We start from the raw sequence: 20,624 nt of genomic DNA, 5'->3' as shown, positions 1-20,624 counted from the left end.
CTTTTCGAGCTACAAACGCAGACGCGGGCCGCTGTAACGGCCCGCGTCTTTTTTTGTCCGGCAGGGTGCCGGCTATTTCTTCAGCAGGTTCTGCAGCAGCCCCTTGGCCGCGTCCTCGAGCTGCTTCTTGGGATCCTGCGGCGCCGGCGCGGCAGAGCCGCTGTCTGGCGTGCCGCTGTCGGTCCCTCCGGTCGTACCGCCCGCAGCACCGCCGTTCAGCAGGTTGTCCAGCTTCTCCACCGTGCCGCTCTTGTCGAGCTGCTTGAGCGTCCGCGTGCCGAGGGTCTGCACCACGTAGCGCTGCATCTCGTCGATATCGAGGATCTGGCGCGGATTGTCGAACGACCCGACCAGCCGCATGCCGACCGGCGGGGCGTTCGGGTGGTCGGTCAGGCGCGCCTTGGCGTTGACGTCCATCTGGCGCGGCGGCAGGTCCAGCACCGCCGTGGCCGAGCCCTTGGCGGCGTCGGCATTCAGGGCGATGTCGTTGGAGCGCAGGACGCCCTGTTGCACCGTGTAGCTGCCGGTCAGCGCGGAGAAGGCGGTCTGGCCGCCGGACAGGGCGCGCTGGGTGAGGTCCAGGAAGTCCGTGGCCCCATTCAGCTCCTTCAGACGGTCGGAGAACGCCCGCAGGTCGAAGCCCTTCACCGTGCCGTCGCGGACCTCGAACGACCCGGTCCCGTTCAGGTTGGAGACCAGTTCGTATTCCGATCCGCCGGTCGCCTTCAGGTCGGTGTCGTAGGTGAGGATGCCGCTGACCACGTCGGTCTCGGCCGCGGTCTTCGCCGCCTGACGGACGTCGGCGTTGCGCACCTTCACGGTCACGGCGGCTTCCGGCGTCGGGCGGTCGGCCAGCATGGCGGTCAGGTCGAAGGTGCCGCCGAACATGCCGCCGGTGAGCTTCGAGACCCGCAGCACGCCGTCCTTGACGGCGGCGGCGAGCTGGGCGTTGTCGACCACGTAGCTGCCGTATTCGATCGCCTCGATGTCCATGGTCACGTCGGCATCGACCGCGGAGAGGCCCGAAGTGTCGATCTTCTCCCGCGACCAGCCGCCGCCGGCCCCGGATCCGCCGGTCGGAGCCGCGGCCGGTGCCGCGCCCTGGGGCGACGACGAGCCGGGCGGCAGCCACGGATCGACCGCGATCCGGTTGGAGGTCAGGGCCAGGGAGATATGCGGCCGGGCACCGGTATTGGCGATCGAGCCGCTGCCGCTGATCCGGATCGGCCCGGCGACGATGGATGTCTCGCTGAGGGTCAGCCCGTCGACCGGCCCGTTCAACAAGGTGGAGGCCTCGAATGCGCCGGGATTGCCTCCCTGGGCCCGGTAGCCGGGCGAGGCCAGACGGATGGCGTCGGCCGCGTTGGGGTGGCTGACGACGATCTTCATGTTCACGTCGGGCGTGGCCGCGAACAGATCCATGTTGCCGACCAAGTCTAGCCGTCCGCCGCCGGTATAGGCGGCGAGCTTGTTGGCGTAGCGGCCGTCGTCCCGGGTGGTGAGTTCGCCGTCCACCTGCAGAGTGCCCAGCGAGCCGAAGCCGGCCAGCGCCCCCGGCGAGAGGGTGGAGACCAGCCGATTGGCGTCCGGGTGCTGCAGCTTGTAGGTGACGTTCACCGTCGGCGGCGAGGTCAGCGGCTGGGCGGTGCCCGCCACGTCGAGGGTACCGCCGGCGACGGTGAGCTGGGCATCCAGCTTCACGTCGCTCATGTCGCCGGAGGCCGTGCCCTTCAGCGCCACGGTGCCGAGCTGCTTGGCCGGAACCGGGCTGTCGGTCGACAGCAGGCGGGCGAACCGGTCGGCGTCCTTCACCGACACGTCGAAGCTCATATCGACCGAGGGCTGGCGCGCGGCATCCTTGAGCACGCCGGAGATCGTGCCGGCGGCGCCGGCCATGTCGCCGACCGACGCCTTGCGCAGGGTGAGGGTGCCGTTCTGCAGCAGGGCGTCGATCCGGGCATCCGCCAGGGTGATGCCGCCGACCGTCGCCTCGCCGACCCGCAGGTCGATATTGGCGTCGAAACTGTCCAGAACCGCCAGCGCCTCGGCGTTGTCGGACCCGCCGCCGGCGGCAGGCTGGGCGCCGCCGGAGGTTCCGCCGGACGCCGCCGCCGGGCTGTCGCCCTGGGGCAGGTAGGCATCGACGTTGATCCGGTCCACGGCCAGGCTCAGGCCGAAGGCGGGCCGGTCGCGCAGGGCCAGGGTCAGGCCGCCCTGGGCCTTGGTGGCGTCCAGCTCCATGGTCCAGTCGGAGACCTGGATCTCCTCGCCCGACGCGCGGATCGCGGCGCTCACCACCGCCTTGCGCAGGCGGTCGGCCGGCACGGAGGTTAGGTCGACCTGCAGCCAGTCCAGGGTGGCCCGCAGGTTGTCGGACGCGGCTTCCAGGCGGCCGACGAAGCTCGGCCCGCTCTCCAGTCCGCCGATCAGGGTGACGTCTGTGCCGCCGGGAAGCTGGGCGGTCGCCAGACGCAGATCGCCGACCCCGTCGCGCAGGGAGGCGTCGACCTGCACGTTGCGGATCGCGGCCCCATTGTACTGGACCGCATCGATCTTCAGGTCGATCCGGGCGTCGATATCGGTTGGCAGTGCTGCGGCACCGGACGCCGTCTTGGTGCCCGAGGGGGCGGTCGGCGGCTGGGCCGAGGCGCTATCTGCCGCCGCCGGCTTGGCGTCGTCGGAGGCGCCGTCCTGCGGCAGCAGGGCGTCCAGGTCGAGCCGGTTTCCGGACAGGGTGGCGTCGATGGAGAGTTTCGGGTCGAGCGCGGCGGTCACTTCGCCCTGGAAGCGGGAGTCGCCCAGGGTGACGACCAGGTTGCTGGCCTTCACGCTCTGCGGCGAGCCGTCCACGTCGGCGCTGACGGAGGCGGCATTGGCCGGCATGCCCGAGGGCGCGTCGGCGCCGAAGGTCGAGGCGATCTCGGCGGCCTTGGCGAGGTCGGGCGCCTTCGCCTCCAGGCGGCCCTTGAAGGCCGGCCCCGCATCCATGTCGACGGTGCCGTTGAGGGCGACCTCGATCGCGCCTTCCTGGCCGGTAGCGGTGAGCTTCACGGGCGCGGCGCGGCCGGCATCCAGCGCGCCGACCGAGGCGGCGAGGGTCAAGGGCACGCCCTGGTAGCCGACGCTCCCGTCGATCTCGAACGGGCCCTTCAGCCCGCCGGCGGAGATTTCCAGATTGACGTCCGACAGGGTGTGCTCGGCGCCGGTCGAGGCGTCACGGTAGACCAGTCGGCCGTCCTCGATCACCGCCTCGTCGATCGCCAGGGCAGGCGCGTCGCCGCCTTCCGACGGGGCGTCGCCGGCCCCGCCCTCGGCCGACGGGCCGCTGTCGAAGGCCCAGTTGACCCGGCCGTCGGGAAGCGTCTCCAGGGTGATGACCGGCTTGACCAGGGTGACCGAGGTGACCCGGATATCGCCGGACAGCAGCGGGATCAGGGCGACCGAGACGTCGAGGGACTCAAGGCTCGCCATGTTCGGGGTCGAGCCGCCCTCGACATTGGCGAGGCTGACATCGGCGACGGAGAGGGTGGGCGAGGGCAGGATCGACAGCGACAGGTCGCCGTCGATCTTCAATTCCCGCCCGGTGGCATCGCGCGCGGCGGCCTGGATCTCCGGCTTGTATCCGTTCCAGTCGATCAGGCTCGGCACCACCAGAACGGCGGCGACGAGAACGATGACCAGACCTACGATCGCAATCAGGACCTTACGCACAACTACTCCCCAATTCGTTCATCCGCCGGGTCGGCGGTCTTTTCAGGCTGAACTGGGCCAACGCGTGTCGGAGGCGTCGGCTCCCGGCCCGGATGTGTCCGCGACGCGGCGCAGGATCATACGATGCTGCAAACATCCTCGAAGTCAAAGCGCGGCAGGCGCTGGAACACGGTTTCCGGGTTTCCGTAACCCAGGTTGCACAGGAAATTGGACTTGATTGTGGTGCCGGCGAAGAACTCGGCATCCACCTTGGCCTGATCGAAGCCCGACATCGGCCCGCAATCGAGCCCCAGGGCCCGCGCGGCGATCATCAGATAGGCGCCCTGGAGCGAGCCGTTGCGGAAGCCGCCGGTCTCGGCCGCTTCCGGCTTGTCCTTGAAGGCGCCGGACATGTCGCGGTGCGGGAACAGGAACGGGAACTTCTCCCAGAAGTTCGGATCGTAGCCGACGATGGCGCAGACCGGAGCGGCCATCGTCTTGTCCAGGTTGCCGGCGGAAAGGGCCGGCTTCAGCCGCTCCTTGCCCTCGGCCGTCTTGACGAAGACCAGCCGCATGGGGGAGCCGTTGGCGGCGGTCGGGCCCATCTTCGCGAGGTCGAAGAGCTGGTGCAGGAGATCGTCGGAGATCGCGCGATCCTGCCAGCCGTTGAACGTCCGCGCCTCGCGGAAGATCAGGTCCAGCCCGTTTTCGTCGAGGGCCTGGATGCGCTGCTTGAGCGACCGGACGGCCTCCTGAGCGGCGGCGACTGCGGCGTCGGTCATGAATTCTCCTCTTGTGAACCGCTTTATGCCGGCGGTTGTTACGGCTTCGATATGCGTGTTTATTGCTCGGCGTAAAGGTCGCGGGAAAGAACTCAAATGGGCAAGACCATGGTGCGGTTGTTCGGGTGTGTGGCGTTTTCCATGATGGTATTGTGGTCGTCGGTCCTTTGGACTGGCGCGGCGCAGGCGCAAACCGCCGGGTCGTTGTCCGACCGCGAACGCCAACTCATGGGCATCGCCGCATCCTGCGTGGCTTTCTATCAGGCCGCCATGGCCGAGCTGGAACTGCCGATCGAGGGCAACGAGGCGAAGCGGCAGACTTTTCTTTCCGTGTTCGACACCCTCGCCAAGCGCGGCCATTCCCAGAAGGAATACGAAGCCGCCTTTCAACGCGACGTGGTCATGCGCACCATCGAGGTGACCACCATCCTCGAGAACGATCCGCAGACCGCCCGGCCGCAGGTGCTCGGCAACCTGCCGAAATGCGACGGCTTTCTGGAGGAAATGAAGACCGTGGCCGGCCTGACCTGACGGCCCGGCTTTCTCTATGGACGCGCTTCTCGCTCTGATCATCCCGGAGCCGCTCGGCGAGCTGGCGGCGATCTCCCTGATCGCTCTGAGCTTCGTCACCTCGCTGATGACCGCCGCCCTGGGGCTCGGCGGCGGGATCCTCATGGTCGCCGCGATGGCGAGCGTGGTGCCGCCGGCGGCGTTGATTCCGGTGCACGGGCTTGTCCAGCTCGGCTCCAACAGCGGCCGGGCGCTGCTGTTTCACCGGTTCATCCGCCGCCCCATCGTTCTCTGGTTCCTGCTCGGCGCGATCGTCGGTGTTACCATCGGCGCCCAGGTCGCGGTGCGGCTGCCGCGGGAGGTATTGCTGGTCGTGGTCGGCGGCTTCGTCTTGGTGACCACCTGGATGCCCTCCCTGGGCCGCTACAAGATTCCGGACCGGGGCTTCACGATCATCGGGGCGGTCACCGCCTTCATCACCATGTTCGCCGGCGCGACCGGCCCGTTCCTGGCGCCGTTTCTGTCGCCGGAGCGGCTCGGCGACCGGCACGCGACCATCGGCACCTTCGCCGCCTGCATGACCCTGAAGCACGGGCTGAAGGTGACGGCCTTCGCGGCGCTCGGCTTCGCCTATGTGCCCTGGCTGCCGCTGATCGGGCTGATGATCGTCAGCGGCTTTCTGGGCACGATGGCCGGCCGCCAGATCGTCAACCGGATGCCCGAGGCCCGGTTCCGCACCGCCTTCCGCATTCTGCTGACCGCACTCGCCCTGCGCCTGCTCTATCAGGGCCTCGCGGGTTAAAGGCGCTTGTCGGCGCCACCCGCCGCGCGCCACCATGCGCCGCAAGCCGCAAAGGTCGAATGATGCATTTGGGAGGACGATCCACATGAGTGCCAACACCGCCTTCGAGATTTCGGTCTTTCCCGGCGACGGGATCGGGCCGGAGGTGATCGACCCGACCGTGGCGATCCTCCAGACCCTGCGTGACCGCGTCGGCGGTTTCGATCTCCGCTTCCACTCGGAGGCGGCGGGTGCCGCCCACTACAAGGAAACCGGCACCGCCCTGCCGGAAGAGACGATGGCCCGCGCCTCCAAGGCCGATGCGATTCTGCTCGGCGCCATGGGCATGCCGGACATCCGCTATCCCGACGGCCGCGAGATCGCCCCGCAGCTCGACATGCGGGAAACCTTCGAGCTGTTCGCCGGCGTGCGGCCGGTGCGGACCCTGCCGGGCGCGCCGGTGCCGCTCGGCGACCCGCGGGCGCAGAACCTGGATTTCGTGCTGATCCGCGAGAGCACCGAGGGCCTGTTCGCCGGGCGCGGCAAGACCGTGTTCGACGGCCCCGCAGACCGGCCGACCGCCGCCCACGATACCCAGACCATCACCCGGGCCGGGTCCGAGCGGCTGTTCGAGTTCGCCTTCAACCTCGGGGCGAAGCGCAAGGAGCGCGGCCATTCCGGCAAGGTGACCTGCATCGACAAGGCCAACGTCATCGGTGGCTTCTACTTCTTCCGCCAGATCTTCGACGAGGTGGCCGCCCGCCACGGGGTGAGCGAGCCCGACCACATGTATGTCGACGCCTGCGCCCTCAACATGGTCCGCCGGCCCTGGCAGTTCGACGTGCTGGTCACCGAGAACATGTTCGGCGACATCCTGTCCGACCTGGGCGCCGGGTTGATGGGCGGCATGGGTATGGCGCCGTCGGCCGATATCGGCCCGCGCCACGCCGTCTTCCAGCCTTGCCACGGCAGCGCCCCGGACATCGTCGGCCAGGGGCTGGCGAACCCGACGGCGACCTTCCTGTCGGCTGTCATGATGCTGGAATGGCTGGCCGACACCCATGGCGTGGCCGACTGCGCGCGGGCCGGCCGGATCCTCGACAAGGCGGTCGAGGTCGCGTTCCAGGATAACGGGCTGGTGCCGACCGAGTATGGCGGGCCGTCCGGCACCCGGGCGATCACCGACGCGGTGATGGCGGCCATCGCCGACGGCCGGGCCGAGTCCCGCCTGGATGCGTGAAAGACCATCCGGACCGCATGGCGATAGGGGGGTGTCGGTGATAGTCTCTCCCATCGTCAACCGTTCGGCAGCATCCGATGTCCCTGGGCGACCGTGACGCCATTCCCGGCGGGAATCCCTTGGAGGGCTTCGCGGCCGCCGAGGACCAGCGGATGCAGGACAGATACGCCGCCCATCGCACGGCAATCAGCGTGGGCGGCGAGCTCCGGGCGGTTCTCGATATTTCCTCCAGCGGACTGCGGATGCAGGCGCCGCCGGGCAGCCGGCTGCTGGGGGACGAGATCACCGGCCTGCTCGTCTGCAAGGCGGGCGGCGCCGATATCCGGGTCACCGTGACCGGGACCATCGTCAGGATCGACCCCGGCGGCGAGACGGTCGGCCTCCAGTTCTCCACCCTGCCGCCGACGCATCGCGATGCGGTGGACGCCATCATCCACATGCTGGAGCGTCTGGAGATCGAGGCGTCTTTCGAACAGGCGCGCCGCCCGAAATCGAGTCCGCCGATGCTGCGGGCGGCCGTCGCCATCGCCGTCTTCGGCGTGACGCTCGGCATCGGCGCGCTCTATCTCACGATCCGCTAACCGTTCTCCGTTCCGCGTTCCACCCGAGGCCCGCATGCAAGCCGTCATCGACTCCCTGCTCTCCGGACTGCCCTACCTGATCCTGCATCTGGTCGTGACCCTGGCCATGCTCGCGGTCGGTGCCTGGCTCTATGAGAAGATCACGCCGATCCGCGAGCTCGACCTGATCAAATCGGGCAACGTGGCGGCGGCGGTGTCCTATTCCGGTGCGTTGCTCGGCATGGCGATCCCTCTGGCCGTCTGCATGGCGGCGAGCGTCAGCGTGCTCGACATCGTGGTCTGGGGCGTGGTGGCGTTGGCCCTGCAGCTTGCCGTGGTGCGGCTGGTGGAGGCGGTGCTCGGCGGGCTCTGGCACCGGATCGAGGCCAATCAGATCGGTGCCGCCATTCTGGTGGCCGCCGTGAAGCTGTCGGTCGCGGTCATTAATGCAGCCGCCGTCTCGGGCTGAGCCGTGCGTCTCGGCAACAACCGGATCGGCCTGCTCGGCTTTCTGCTGGTGATGATCATCTCCGCGATCTCCTCCTTTCTGGAGGAACCGCAGGAGCCGCCGCGGGCAGGAGGCGACAGCTCCGTGCGCCGGCCGGTGCCCGCGCCGCCGCGTTCCGATCTCGCCGGCCTTCCCGAATTCACCGTGGAGGTCGGGGAGACGGCCGACAGCAGCGGCACCGCCTTCGCCATCGCGCCGGGCGTGTGGATGACCGCCCGTCATGTGATCGACGGCTGCGACGTGGTCGGCATTCTGGAGCGGCCGCGCCGCGGCGTGAGGGCACGCGCCTTTGCCGTGCATAGCGGCGCGGATGTGGCGGTCATGCAGGTCGACCGCTCCGGTCCGGCGGTCCAGTTCGCCGATGCGCTGCCGCAGCCCGGGGACATCGCCTATCACGTCGGCTTTCCCCACGGCCAGCCGGGCGAATTGCGGTCGCGGATGCTGGGGATGAGCGTGATGAACGCCCGTGGTCGATACAGCACCAGGGAGCCGGTGATCGCCTGGGCCGAGCTCGAACGCCATCCGGAGGACTCCCGCCCGCTCTCCGGCCTGAGCGGCGGCCCGGTCTTCGACGGCCAGGGACGGCTGATCGGCGTCCATGTGGCCGGGTCGGTCCGCCGGGGCAGATCCTTTACCGCCCATCCCGACTCGATCATGGAGATGGCGGCGCGGGCCGGCGTGGCGCCGACCTCGTCCGGTTCCCGTCCGACATTCACCCCGGATACGCTACCCGAGATCGCCGACACGCTGCGCGCACGGGAAACGGTCGTGATGGCCCTGTGCGACGTCCGCTAGTCCGCCGGCTTTCGTTCACACCGATGTGCGACTACTGTGGACGCGTGGGGCTAGGAGAACGCGTTGGTCTTTCATACCGAGATCCGGGACGCGATCGACCGTTTGGTCGATAACCGGACGATCCGCAGCCTCTATCACGAATGGATGGAGTTGGCGGGACCCGACCGACTCCCGCTTTTTGCGTCCTTCGATCCGCAGAACCGGCCGCTCCTGAGCGCCAACCTGATGGTTCTCGTGCCGGAGGCGGCGGGGTACCGGTACAGGCACTACGGCGTCAGCATCGCGCGTGCCGCGGGTTTCGACATGACGGGGCGCTCCACAATCGATTTCGACAGTGAGGTCGGCCGGTTCTTCGAGGAGAAATACGGCCAGACGCTGGCCGACCGCCGGCCGCTCTACACGCTGCACCGGGCAAGTCACGCTCGGGGCGTGCTGCTGTGGGAGAGGCTGATCCTTCCGGTCGATCTGGACGGGAAGCCCGCCCTGGTCTGCTACAACACGCCGGCGGACAATAAGACCGACGCCTTCGACGCTCTCATGGAGACCAGCACCGAAGGCCTGCTGCTCCTGCGGCCGGCGCCCGACGAGACCGGGAGCGTCACCGATTTCGTCATCGCCATGGCCAACCGCCGGGCGCAGGAGATCTTCGGCGCGTCCGAGTCCTTGGACGGCCGGCGCTTGAGCGAGACCTCGCCCGCCATCAACGCCCAGATCTTCACCGCCTGCCTGCGGGTGCTCACCGACGGCGGCATGGATCGGCTGCAGGTAACGGTCGGATCCGATCCCGACGCGGGATCGGACGGCGATGAGCGGATCTACCAGGTGGGCCTGTCCAGCGCGTCGGAACGGCTGATCGTCTCGCTCAGCGACGTCACCGACGTCACCCATGCCCTGCAGGTCGCGGAACGCGCCAACGAGGGAAAATCGCGGTTTCTGGCGATGATGAGCCACGAGATCCGGACGCCGATGAACGGCCTTATCGGCATGCTCGGCCTGGTTCTGCGCTCCGAGCTCGACGAGGAACAGCGCTCGATGATCTCGCTGGCCAAACAGTCGGCGGACAACCTGCTGGTCATCCTCAACGACATTCTGGATTTCTCGAAGACGGAGTTCGACAAGCTGGAACTGGAACAGACCCCGTTCGAGCTGAACGAGGTCGTCGCCAGCGTGACCGATCTCTTCTATCCGCAGGCCGCCGCCAAGGGGGTGGAGGTGGTGTCGTATATCGACACGTCGCTGCCGATGCGGCGGATCGGCGATCCGAGCCGGTTGCGGCAGATCCTGCTCAACCTCGTCGGCAATGCGGTGAAGTTCACCGAGAGGGGCGGCGTCACGGTCACGGTGACGGCCGGCGAGGATCATAGGGTCCGGGTCGAGGTGTGCGATACCGGCGTGGGCATTCCCGTCGACCGGCTGCATGTCCTGTTCCGGGAGTTCTCCCAGGTGGATCAGAGCATTTCCCGCCGCTACGGCGGCACCGGTCTGGGGCTGGCGATCAGCCAGCGGCTGGCCAAGCTGATGGGCGGCGCCATCACCCCCTATTCCGAAACCGGGTCCGGCAGCCGGTTCGTTCTGGATCTGCCGCTGCCCGCCACGGCGGATCAGACGCCGCGCGGCGATGCGACGGCGCGGCTGCGCGGCAAGCGGTGCCTGATCGTCGACGACACGGCGGTGAACGTCGACATCTTCCGGCGGCAGGTGGCTCTGTGGTCGATGGAGGGCGTCGGGGTGGAGGATCCCAGGCGGGCCATCACCCTGCTGCGCGAGGCCGCAGAGTCCGGCCGGCCGTACGATGTCGTCATCCTGGATCACAAGATGCCCGGTCTGAGCGGCCTGGACGTGGCGGAGATCGTCCGGGGCGAGCCGGCGCTGACGGACACCCGGCTGATCCTGGCCTCCTCGTCGGATATCGGCCTGAGCGAAGGGCGCGATCGCTTCGATCTGTTCGACCGCGTCCTGCGTAAACCTATCCGGCCGCTCGACCTCATGGCCGCCCTGGCCGGAGAGTCCGGCAGTCCGGCCGCAACCGACCCCAGCCGGGGGACGACAGTGACAGATCAACCGCAGACGGCGCGTCCGCTCCGCCTGCTTGTCGCCGAAGACAACAATATCAACCAGATCCTGATGCAGACCGCGCTGACCCGCCTCGGTCATACCGTGTCGCTTGCGGAGAACGGGATCGAGGCCGTGGAGGCGGTCGGGCGCGAGACCTTCGACGTGGTCCTGATGGATATCGAGATGCCGGAGATGGACGGCGAGGAGGCGGCGCGGCGGATCCGCGCCCGTCACGGCGCCAAACCCGCCATGGTCGCCCTCACGGCCCATGCGGGCGACACCCACCGCGACCGCTTCCTGACCATCGGCTTCGATGGCTATCTCGCCAAACCGGTGGATTTCGACGCGCTGGAGGTCCTGCTCGGCGAACTGATGGATGCAGGCGACGATGCCGATGCAGGGCGAAACGCCGGTGAGGCGTCCGGCTCCCTGATCGATATGGCCCGAATCGAGGCGCTGACGCAGGCGCTGGACCCGATCATGGTCGCCACCATGCTGGTGAAATTCGCCGACGGGCTGGACGGGGTGGGGGTGAAGCTTCAGGAGATGCAGGAGAGTGGCGATCTGCCCGGAATGGGGAAGCAGGTCCACGCGCTGAAGGGAATGAGCCTGAATTTCGGCGCGCGTTTCCTGGGGGATGCGGCTCAATCTGCGGAGCGGAAACTCAAGGATGGTGCAGCCCTGGACGAGGACGAGTTGAACGATCTCCTCGACCATATTGTCCACACTCATCATGAGGTCTTGAATTTATCGGCACAACTTCGCGAGAATAGCCTCAACGTCTGCTAGACTTAGTGGTTCGGCGGCAATAGGGGCAGGGTCAACGCTTTTTCCGATGACCATGAAACGATGGATCCGTCATGAGCAAGGACCGCCGAATCTTCGAACGCCGAAAAACCGAAACCCTCGCGACCGTCGGGACGGTCGAGGGCCAGGACCTCGATCCCGCCGCCCGCGTCGTGGATCTTTCGGTGAACGGTACCCGTATCGCCTCCACCGCCGAGCTTCAGGTCCATAACCGGTATCGGGTGAAACTCGCCAAGACCGAGGCCTGGTTCGACATCGTCGTCTGCGAACGTATGGGGGGCGAATACCGCTGCCGGATCGAGACGTCCTGGGACGACCTGCAGGACGTCATCCGCCAAAGCGACGATCTTACCCTCCTGGTCCTGCGCTCGTCCGAGATCGAGGAGGACAATCAATGAGCTGTGGTCGGCGCCGGGCACGTCGAAACCGATCTTCGTTGACGTCATCCAATTGTAACGATTCAATGATACTTGAAATATGAGTATGGTCGAGGAACAGGCAATCGGTGCCTTCGCTGCGTTGGCGCATGAGAACAGGCTGACGATCTTCCGGGCGCTCATGCGCTCCGGCGAGGCGGGCATGGCTGCAGGCGATATTGCGCTGGCGGCCGGCCTCGCCCCGTCCAACGTCTCCTTCCATGTGGCGCAGATGGAGCGTGCCGGGCTGCTGCGGTCCTGGCGGGTTCGGCGGAACATCTTCTACGCCGTCGAGACCGAGGGCGTGCAACGGCTGCTGCGTTTCCTGACCGAGGATTGTTGCGCCGGTCACCCGGAGCTTTGTGGGCTGCAATTGGTTGCGTCGGCCGGTCGGGATCTCGGCAAGCCGGCATCGAGCGATGAGAAACTGACCGGGGGCACCGCTGCCGAGTGACCCCGGCCCGATAGAAGGCGTGGGGTATGGCGGACGAGAAGATCTACAACGTGCTGTTCCTGTGCACGGGAAATTCCGCGCGCAGCATCCTGGCGGAGGCCATTCTGCAACGCGAGGGCCTCGGCCGTTTCCGGGCGTTCAGCGCCGGGAGCGAACCCAAGGGCGCGGTGCATCCCTTCGCCCTGGATCTGCTGAAACGCCAGAACCATCCGGTCGACGGCCTGCGCAGCAAGAGCTGGGACGAATTCGCCGCTCCCGGCGCGCCGGAAATGAACTTCGTCTTCACCGTATGCGACGATGCCGCGGCCGAGACCTGCCCGGTCTGGCCGGGCCAGCCGATGACCGCCCATTGGGGCATGCCGGATCCGGCGGCAGCCACGGGGACGGAGGCGGAGCGACGTCTGGCCTTCTCCGAAACGTATCGTATGCTCAGCAACCGAATCTCGATCTTCGTCAACCTGCCCCTGCAGTCGATCGACAATCTTGCCCTCAAACAGCGTCTCACCGAGCTGGGCCGAAAGCCGTCCGGTTCCGCGTGACGCGGCTCACCATGGAACGCACATGACCTCTGACAGCACACACCTGGCGGCACCGGGCGGGATCGGCTTTTTCGAGAAGTGGCTCTCCGTCTGGGTCGCCCTGTGCATCGCCGGGGGCGTTGCCCTGGGCTCCGCTCTTCCGGGCGTCTTCGAGGCGTTGGCGGCGGTCGAGGTCGCCCGCGTCAACCTCATCGTCGCGGTGCTGATCTGGGCCATGGTCTATCCGATGATGGTGAACATCGATTTCGGCAGCCTCGGCCACGTCGCCGACAAGCCCAAGGGGCTGGCGATCACCATCGTCGTCAACTGGCTGGTGAAGCCGTTCACCATGGCCGGGCTCGGCGTTCTGTTCTTCGAGGTGGTGTTCGCCGACGCCATCGATCCGGCCGACGCGCAGCAGTACATCGCCGGCCTGATCCTGCTGGGGGCGGCCCCCTGCACGGCGATGGTATTCGTGTGGTCGCAGCTCACCAAGGGCGACCCGAACTACACCCTGGTGCAGGTGTCGGTGAACGACGTGATCATGGTTTTTGCCTTCGCGCCGATCGTCGCCCTGCTGCTGGGAGTCACCGACATCGCCGTGCCGTGGGAAACCCTGCTGCTCTCGGTCGGCCTCTATGTCGTCATCCCGCTGGTCGCCGGGGCGCTGACCCGCTGGCGCCTGACCTCCCGGGGCGAGGGGCAGGCGGCGGTGGCCCGTTTCACCGGGGCGATCAAGCCGGTCTCCATTCTCGGCCTGCTGGCGACGGTGGTCCTGCTTTTCGGCTTCCAGGGGCAGGTGATCCTCGAGCGGCCGATGGTGATCGCCATGATCGCCGTTCCGCTGCTGCTGCAGTCCTATGGTATCTTCGCCATCGCCTATGCCGCTGCCTGGGTCTGGCGGGTGCCGTTCTCCATCGCCGCACCCTGCGCGCTCATCGGTACCTCCAACTTCTTCGAGCTGGCGGTGGCGGTGGCGATCAGCCTGTTCGGGTTGGAGTCGGGGGCGGCCCTGGCCACGGTGGTCGGCGTGCTGGTGGAAGTGCCGGTGATGCTGTCGCTGGTGGCCTTCGCCAACCGCACGCGGGGAGCCTTCCGCGCCGAATGACCGCCGGTTGACGGATCGACGGGGCGCCGGCACCCGCGCTACCCTCCAGCGCCTTCAGCGGAGTGACCCATGACGTCCATGTCCCCGACCGAAACCGACTGTCTCGTCCTCGTCGATCTGCAATACGATTTCATGCCCGGCGGCGCCCTGGCGGTGTCGGAGGGGGATCTGCTGGTCCCGCTGGCGAACCGGCTGGCCGAGCGCTTCGCCCATGTGGTCGCGACCCAGGACTGGCACCCGGCGGATCACACTTCCTTCGTCTCGCAACATCCCGGTCGGGAGCCGTTCACGACGGTCGCCATGCCCTATGGCACCCAGACGCTGTGGCCGGACCATTGTGTTCAGGGCACCCCCGGTGCGGAACTGCACAAGGATCTGGCGCTCGACCGCGCCGAGCTGATCATCCGCAAGGGGTACCGGCGCGCGATCGACAGCTATTCGGCCTTCCTGGAGAACGATCAGACCACGCCGACCGGCCTGGGCGGCTATCTGCGGGAGCGGGGCATCCAGCGGCTGTTCTTCGCCGGCCTGGCGACCGATTTCTGCGTCGCCTGGTCGGTGCTGGACGCCCGCATGGCGGGGTTCGAGGCGGTGATCCTGACCGATGCCTGCCGGGCGATCGATCTTGCCGGTTCCCTCGACGCGGCCATGGCTGGGATGGTCGAGGTCGGAGCGGTGATCGGCGAGAGTTCGGCGGTCCTGGGTTAGGCGGCGTCGGTCTTGCGCAGGTAGTAGCGGACCACGCTGCCAGTGGTCAGGCCCTGCACGACGATGGAGAAGATCACCACCACATAGGTCGCCGTCAGCAGCAGGGGCTTCTCCGGGTGATCCGGCAGGGATAGGACCAGCGCGACCGAGATGGCGCCCCGCAATCCGCCCCAGGTCATGATCGGAACCACGCCCGGCGTGAAGGCCCGGCGCAGCCTGAGCGCGGCGATCGGCACGCCCACCGCCACCGCGCGCGAGACAAGAACCAGCGGGATCGCCGCCAGCCCGTACAGCAGATAGGTCCGGTCGAAGGCGACCGTCAGGACTTCCAGCCCGATCAGCAGGAACAGCACCGCGTTCAGGATCTCGTCGATCAGCCGCCAGAACGCATCGACGTGCTCGCGGGTAATGGCGCTCATGCCGTATTTCACGCCCTTGTGGCCGATCAGCAGGCCGGCGACGACGACGGCGATGGGGCCGCTCATGTGCAGCGCGTGGGCCAGCGAGTAGGTGCCCATCACCAGCGCCAGGGTTAGCAGGACCTCGATGGCGTAGTCGTCCATCTTCAGCATGATCCGGTAGACGATCCAGCCGGTCACACCGCCCAGGACCGCGCCGCCGACCGCCTCCACCAGGAACAGCTCGGCCATTTCGACGGCGGTGATCGGCGCGTCGGATGCCTGACGGAACGCGGCGGCGGTGGCGATCAGGAAGACGACATAGGCCACCCCGTCGTTGAACAGGCTTTCGCCGGCAATCTTGGTCTCCAGCGCCTTGGGCACCTTGATCGATTTCAGCAGGCTCAGCACCGCCACCGGATCGGTCGGAGAGATCAGGGCGCCGAAGACGAAGGCGATCAGGATCGGAACGCCGGTCAGGACCTGGAAGCCGAGAGCGACCAGGGCGGTCGAGATCAGCACGCCGAGGGTCGCCATCAGGGCGACGGCCCATTTCTGCTCGTGCAGGGATTCGAAATCCACGTGCAGCGCGCCCGCGAACAGCAGGAAGCCGAGCATGCCCTTGAGCAGCGCGTCGGCGAAGTCGATCTCCAGGATCTGCTGGCGGACGACCTCGTCGACCCTGAAGCCGGGGATCAGCGCGCTGAGGGCCACCAGGATCATCGAGGCCGCCAGCCCGATGACCACCAGGCCGACGGTCGACGGCAGGCGGATCACGAAATGGTTCAGGACCCCGCAGGCCGCCGCGAGGCTGACCAGGATCGCGGCGATGTCGAATGACGTCATGGGTTCCTCAGGGATCGGCGCCGGCGACCGACGGATGCCCCGTATCTATCACCCTCGACGCCGACGGGGCAAAGCGTCAGTCGCCGCCCGCCGGCTGGGGCTTCGCGCCTGGTTCGTCTCCCTCCGCCACATCCGCCACCCCCTCGGCCTGGGCCAGTTCCCGCTTGAGCCGGTCGGCACCACTCGCACGGGCCGGGGACAGACGGGCCAGGCCGAGATAGACGACCGGGGTCAGATAGAGGGTGAATACCGCCGCCAGGCCCAGTCCGCCGAACACCACCCAGCCGATGGCCATGCGGGCCTCCGCCCCCGGCCCGCTGCTGAGGATCAGCGGCAGACCGCCCAGCACGGTGGACACCATGGTCATGACGATGGGACGCAGGCGGACCACCGCCGCCCGCTCCGCGGCCTCGCGGACGGAGAAGCCGCGGTCGCGGAGCTGGTCGGCGAATTCGACCACCAGGATGCCGTTCTTGGCCATCAGTCCGATCATCATCACCAGCCCGATCTGGCTGTACACGTTGATGGACGTCCCGGTGAGCAGCAGGGCATAGAGCGCCGCCGAGACGCCGAAGGGAACCGTCAGCATGACGATGGCCGCGCTGGTCACGCTCTCGAACTGGGCGACGAGCACGAGGAAGACGACAACGACGGCGATGGCGTAGGTGATCATCACCTCGCGTTCCGACTCGTCCAGTGCCTCCGCTTCGCCCAGCAGGATCAGGTCGATGTCCTCCGGCAGGATTTCCTCGGCGATCTCCTGAAGAGCGACGCTCGCTTCCTTCAGGGTGACGCCAGACTGCACGTCGGCGTCGATCTCCACCGCCCGGCGCTGGGCGTGCCGGTCCAGCTCGTTGGCCACCCCCTCCTCGGTGAGGGTGACGAGGCTGGACAGCGGGACCAGGGTGCCGCGGCTGGTGCGCACATGCAGGTTCACCAGATCGCTGGGATCGTCGATGGCGCCGCCGCGCGCCTCCAGGATGATCGGGATGGACTCGTCGCGCACGTTGAGATCGGCGACGTCCAGGCCGTCGATCATCACCCGCAACGTGTCCGCTAGGTCGTCCAGCGGAATGCCGAGATCCGATGCTCGGCGGCGGTCGATCCGGACCGAAAGCTGCGGCTGGGTCGGCTGATAGGAGATCCGGATATCGGAGAGATAGGGTAGCCGCTCCTCGATCTCGACCGACATCCGCTTGGCGACCTCGTACAGGTCCAGATAGTCGTTGCCGATCAGCGCGACCTCGAGCCCGCCGGCATTCGTGTTCAGGTTCAGGCTGTTGGAGCTGTAGACCCGGATCCGCATGCCGGGGATCGCGTTCATCTTCGGACGGATCTCGTCCATGATCTCCTGCTGCGACCGGCTGCGTTGGTCCCAGGGCGCCAGCGGGGCGGAAATGAAGACGCGGTTCAGGTCGTAGCGCCCGACGATGGTGAACAGGGACTCGATCTCGCCGCTGTCCAGATAGGGCTGCAGCACCGCTTCCATGTGGTCGGACTGGCGGTCGCTGTAGGACAGGCCGACGCCGTCCGGCCCGCTCCCGAAGATGAAGATGAACCCGCGATCCTCCGTCGGCAGCAGCTCCCGGTCGAGCCGCTCGAAGGCGAGCCAGGAGCCGCCGGCGATGGTCAGGGCGATCGCGACGACCACCAGCGGCACCGCCAGCACGGCGCGCAGGGAGCGGGCATAGAGGTCGGCGAGGCGGGTGCCGAGGCGGCCCAGCGCCTTGCGTACGCCGAACCGGCCGGGCCGCTCCGGGCCGAGGCGGGCTGCCAGGGCCGGCACCAGGGTCAGGGCGACGAAGGAGGAGATCACCACGGCGATCGCCAGCACGAAGCCGAACTCGCGGAACAGCCGGCCGGAGGTGCTCGGCAGGAAGGAGATCGGCACGAAGACCGAGACCAGTGTGGCGGTGGTGGCGATGACGGCGAAGAACACCTGGCGCGAGCCGAGCACCGCCGCCGCGCGGGCGCCGAGCGACTGGGCGCGGCGGCGCTGGATGTTCTCCAGCACCACGATGCTGTCGTCGACGATCATGCCGGTGGCCAGCACCAGGGCGAGCAGGGTGAGGATGTTGATCGAGAAGCCGAGCAGCCAGATCGCCGCCACCGAGCCGATCAGCGCGATCGGAATTGACACGCAGGGGATCAGCGTGGCGGCGGGCGAGCCGAGGAAGATCCACAGGGTCGCGATGACGATCAGCACCGCCAGGAACAGGGTGTAGAGAACCTCCTCGACCGAGCCCTCGATGAACTGGGCGTCGTCGGAGGTCACGCTGACGGTGACCCGCTCGAAGCGGGCGTTGAGGCCGTCGACCGTGCTGTGGACCCGCTTGGAGATGTCGATCGTGTTGGACTGCGCCTGCCGGATGATGCCGAGGCCGATGACGTGCGCACCGTTGACCCGCACATAGCTCTCGGGGTCTTCCGGGCCGAAGAAAACCTGGGCGATGTCGCCGATGCGGACGTTGTCGCGGATGACGATCGCCTCGATCTCGCTCGCCGTCTCCACGGTGGCGTCGGCGCGTACGATCAGTTCCTGATCCTCCGAGCCGAAGCTGCCGGCCGGAATGTCGAACGGCGCGTTCTCCAGGACGTCGATCACGTCGCTGGCCGAGAGCTGGTAGGAGCTCAGCCGCAGCGGGTCGAGCACGACGCGGAGCTGGCGCTCCCGATCGCCGAAGATGGTGACGTCCGCCACGCCGTCGACCGAGATCAGCTCGGGAATGATGTCGTTCTCGACGATCCTGGACAGGTCCTCGTCGCTGACCGTCTCGCCCTGGACCGCCAGGCGCAGGATCGGCGAGGCGTCGGCATCGGCCTTCACGACGGCGAGCTGCTCCACGTCGTCCGGCAGGTCGCGCTGGACCCGGCTGACCGCCTCGCGCACATCCGCCGCGGCGAGGTCCAGATCCGCGCTGGGGTCGAACTCCACGCGCATGCGGAAGTTGTTCTCCTCGCTGGAGGAGCGGATCTGGCGGACGCCGTTGACTCGGGCAACGGCCCCTTCGACGACGCTGGTCACCTCGCGGTCCATGGTCTCCGGCGACGCGCCCTGCAGGACACCGCGCACGCTGACGATCGGGCGGTCGACATTGGGCAGTTCGCGGACCTCGACCGCCAGGATGGCGGCGACACCGGCAAGCGCGATCAGCAGGTTCAGGACCAGGGCGAGCAGCGGGCGCCGCACGCTGAGGGCGGGAAGATCGCTGACGCCCGCCGCCGGTGCCGGCGTCGGGTCGCTCACGATCCTGCCCCCTGGAGGCGGGCGGGAATGGGTGCCGGCGTGCGCGCGCCCTCAGGCAGGATCTCCACCGGCGCGCCGGGCCGCATCCGGTGCAGGCCTTCGACCACGACGAGATCGCCCCGGTCGATGTCGGCATCGACCAGAACCAGCGCTTCCTGGCGCTGGAGAATGGTGACCGGCACGCGCCGGGCCTCGGCATTGCGGACGACCCAGACGAAGGAACCGTCGCCGCCCCACTGGATGGCGATTTCCGGGACCCGAGGCCGCTCCGGACCCTCGATATCGAGGTTGACCCGGAAACTCATGCCGGGGCGCAGGCGGTCGTCCTGGTTCGGGATCCGGGCGCGTACGGTGAAGGAGCGGTTGGCCTCGTCCACTCGGCTGTCGACGTCGTAGACGGTACCTTCTGCCGTGATGTCGGCGCTGGTCCAGGGGACCACCGAGGCGGTTTCGCCGACGGCGATCCGGCCGAGCAGCGCTTCGGGGACTTCGAAGCGCACAAGCAGCGAGGACCGGTCGTCCAGGGTGGCGATGCGGGTATCGGAGGAGATCCGGTCGCCGACGTCGATGTCGCTCAGACCGATGCGGCCGGAGAAGGGGGCGATGACGAAGCGGTCGGCCAAGTCGACCTCGGCCTGGCGCAGCGCGATGCGGGCGGCCTCCAGGGTGGTCAGGGCGTCGTCCAGCGTCGCCTGGGCGACGGCACCGGACCTGCTGAGGCTGCGCAGCCGCCGCACGATGCGGTCGGCATCGGTCCGCCGGACCCGGGCAAGCTCGACCGCAAGCTCCTCGCCCTCGCGGTCGAGTTCGAGCAGCACGTCCCCCGCGGCGACCGTCTCGTCGGCACTGAAATTCACGGCCTTCACTTCGCCGGCGGCCGGGGCGTAGAGGATGGCGGATTGCGCCGCACGGGCGGTGCCGACGGCTTCCAGGCTGATCCGCTCCGCGGCGAAGGTGACTTCGGCCACGACCGCGGCGGCCGGCTTGGGCTTCGAGGCTCCGGACGCGCCGGTCTCGTCGTCGGACAGGAGCGGGCGGGCAAAGGTCCAGCCTGCCACGGCCAGGGCCGCAAGCACTCCGACAACGACGATCTGGCGCAGAATACTCATGCGGCCCCTCCGGTGGCGGACCCGCGCTGAGCTCCGGCGGGCGAAACGGTATACAATGCCACCGACAACGTTGACCCTTCCGGCGCATAATC

At 67.8% G+C, this 20,624-nt stretch carries 17 protein-coding genes; 12 read left to right on the top strand and 5 right to left on the bottom strand.

From position 1 onward, the window contains the following. Positions 1-72: 72 nt before the first annotated feature. Together T8K17_RS24325 and T8K17_RS24320 are read right to left on the bottom strand one after the other, a co-directional pair. Positions 73-3,711: an AsmA family protein gene (locus T8K17_RS24325; RefSeq protein WP_322332308.1), complete on the bottom strand. Its 3,639-nt coding sequence runs from the start codon at positions 3,709-3,711 to the stop codon at positions 73-75. A gap of 116 nt (positions 3,712-3,827) precedes the next feature. Further along, entirely contained in the window at positions 3,828-4,472 is a 645-nt protein-coding gene (locus T8K17_RS24320; RefSeq protein WP_322332307.1) for a malonic semialdehyde reductase, read from the bottom strand. A 96-nt stretch (positions 4,473-4,568) separates the two neighbouring features. Between T8K17_RS24320 and T8K17_RS24315 the strand changes: the two genes are divergently transcribed. The 12 genes from T8K17_RS24315 to pncA all read left to right on the top strand — a co-directional run bounded on the left by T8K17_RS24315 (position 4,569) and on the right by pncA (position 14,932). Beyond that, complete coding sequence (locus tag T8K17_RS24315; RefSeq protein ID WP_322332306.1) at positions 4,569-5,003, top strand: hypothetical protein; 435 nt, start codon at positions 4,569-4,571, stop codon at positions 5,001-5,003. Between the two features lie 16 nt (positions 5,004-5,019). Then, the gene (locus tag T8K17_RS24310; protein ID WP_322332305.1) at positions 5,020-5,784 is read left to right on the top strand and encodes a sulfite exporter TauE/SafE family protein; all 765 of its coding nucleotides are present in this window, start codon (positions 5,020-5,022) and stop codon (positions 5,782-5,784) included. An 85-nt stretch (positions 5,785-5,869) separates the two neighbouring features. Further along, positions 5,870-7,003 carry an isocitrate/isopropylmalate dehydrogenase family protein gene (locus T8K17_RS24305; protein WP_322332304.1) on the top strand — a complete coding sequence of 378 codons (1,134 nt, stop codon included), beginning with the start codon at positions 5,870-5,872 and terminating at the stop codon, positions 7,001-7,003. A 77-nt stretch (positions 7,004-7,080) separates the two neighbouring features. Further along, positions 7,081-7,584: a PilZ domain-containing protein gene (locus tag T8K17_RS24300; protein ID WP_322332303.1), complete on the top strand. Its 504-nt coding sequence runs from the start codon at positions 7,081-7,083 to the stop codon at positions 7,582-7,584. A 34-nt stretch (positions 7,585-7,618) separates the two neighbouring features. Beyond that, positions 7,619-8,032: a DUF350 domain-containing protein gene (locus tag T8K17_RS24295; RefSeq protein WP_322332302.1), complete on the top strand. Its 414-nt coding sequence runs from the start codon at positions 7,619-7,621 to the stop codon at positions 8,030-8,032. 3 nt (positions 8,033-8,035) lie between these two features. Further along, positions 8,036-8,866: a serine protease gene (locus tag T8K17_RS24290; protein WP_322332301.1), complete on the top strand. Its 831-nt coding sequence runs from the start codon at positions 8,036-8,038 to the stop codon at positions 8,864-8,866. A gap of 63 nt (positions 8,867-8,929) precedes the next feature. Further along, the gene (locus tag T8K17_RS24285) at positions 8,930-11,710 is read left to right on the top strand and encodes a hybrid sensor histidine kinase/response regulator (protein ID WP_322332300.1); all 2,781 of its coding nucleotides are present in this window, start codon (positions 8,930-8,932) and stop codon (positions 11,708-11,710) included. Between the two features lie 71 nt (positions 11,711-11,781). Beyond that, positions 11,782-12,126: a hypothetical protein gene (locus T8K17_RS24280; protein WP_322332299.1), complete on the top strand. Its 345-nt coding sequence runs from the start codon at positions 11,782-11,784 to the stop codon at positions 12,124-12,126. A gap of 85 nt (positions 12,127-12,211) precedes the next feature. Next, a complete protein-coding gene (locus T8K17_RS24275; RefSeq protein ID WP_322332298.1) occupies positions 12,212-12,598 on the top strand; it encodes a metalloregulator ArsR/SmtB family transcription factor in 387 nt (128 codons plus the stop codon). Positions 12,599-12,624: 26 nt separating this feature from the next. Next, a complete protein-coding gene (locus tag T8K17_RS24270; protein WP_322332297.1) occupies positions 12,625-13,137 on the top strand; it encodes an arsenate reductase ArsC in 513 nt (170 codons plus the stop codon). 22 nt (positions 13,138-13,159) lie between these two features. Next, positions 13,160-14,224 (top strand): ACR3 family arsenite efflux transporter, encoded by a 1,065-nt coding sequence (gene arsB, locus T8K17_RS24265; RefSeq protein ID WP_322332296.1) that lies wholly within the window; start codon positions 13,160-13,162, stop codon positions 14,222-14,224. A 69-nt stretch (positions 14,225-14,293) separates the two neighbouring features. Continuing rightward, positions 14,294-14,932: a bifunctional nicotinamidase/pyrazinamidase gene (gene pncA, locus T8K17_RS24260; protein ID WP_322332295.1), complete on the top strand. Its 639-nt coding sequence runs from the start codon at positions 14,294-14,296 to the stop codon at positions 14,930-14,932. Here the strand turns inward: pncA and T8K17_RS24255 are convergent. From T8K17_RS24255 to T8K17_RS24245, 3 genes are all read right to left on the bottom strand, one after another. Beyond that, complete coding sequence (locus tag T8K17_RS24255; protein WP_322332294.1) at positions 14,929-16,176, bottom strand: sodium:proton antiporter; 1,248 nt, start codon at positions 16,174-16,176, stop codon at positions 14,929-14,931. The genes pncA and T8K17_RS24255 overlap by 4 nt on opposite strands. A 76-nt stretch (positions 16,177-16,252) precedes the next feature. After that, positions 16,253-19,423, bottom strand: a complete 3,171-nt coding sequence (locus T8K17_RS24250; RefSeq protein WP_322332293.1) for an efflux RND transporter permease subunit — start codon at positions 19,421-19,423, stop codon at positions 16,253-16,255. Further along, positions 19,420-20,532, bottom strand: coding sequence for an efflux RND transporter periplasmic adaptor subunit (locus T8K17_RS24245; protein WP_322332292.1), 1,113 nt, complete (start codon positions 20,530-20,532; stop codon positions 19,420-19,422). Before T8K17_RS24245 ends, T8K17_RS24250 begins: the two co-directional genes overlap by 4 nt. Between the last annotated feature and the right edge of the window lie 92 nt (positions 20,533-20,624).

Source organism: Thalassobaculum sp. OXR-137, from assembly GCF_034377285.1.
Classification (GTDB): domain Bacteria; phylum Pseudomonadota; class Alphaproteobacteria; order Thalassobaculales; family Thalassobaculaceae; genus Thalassobaculum.
This window is presented reverse-complemented; position numbering and strand designations above follow the sequence as displayed.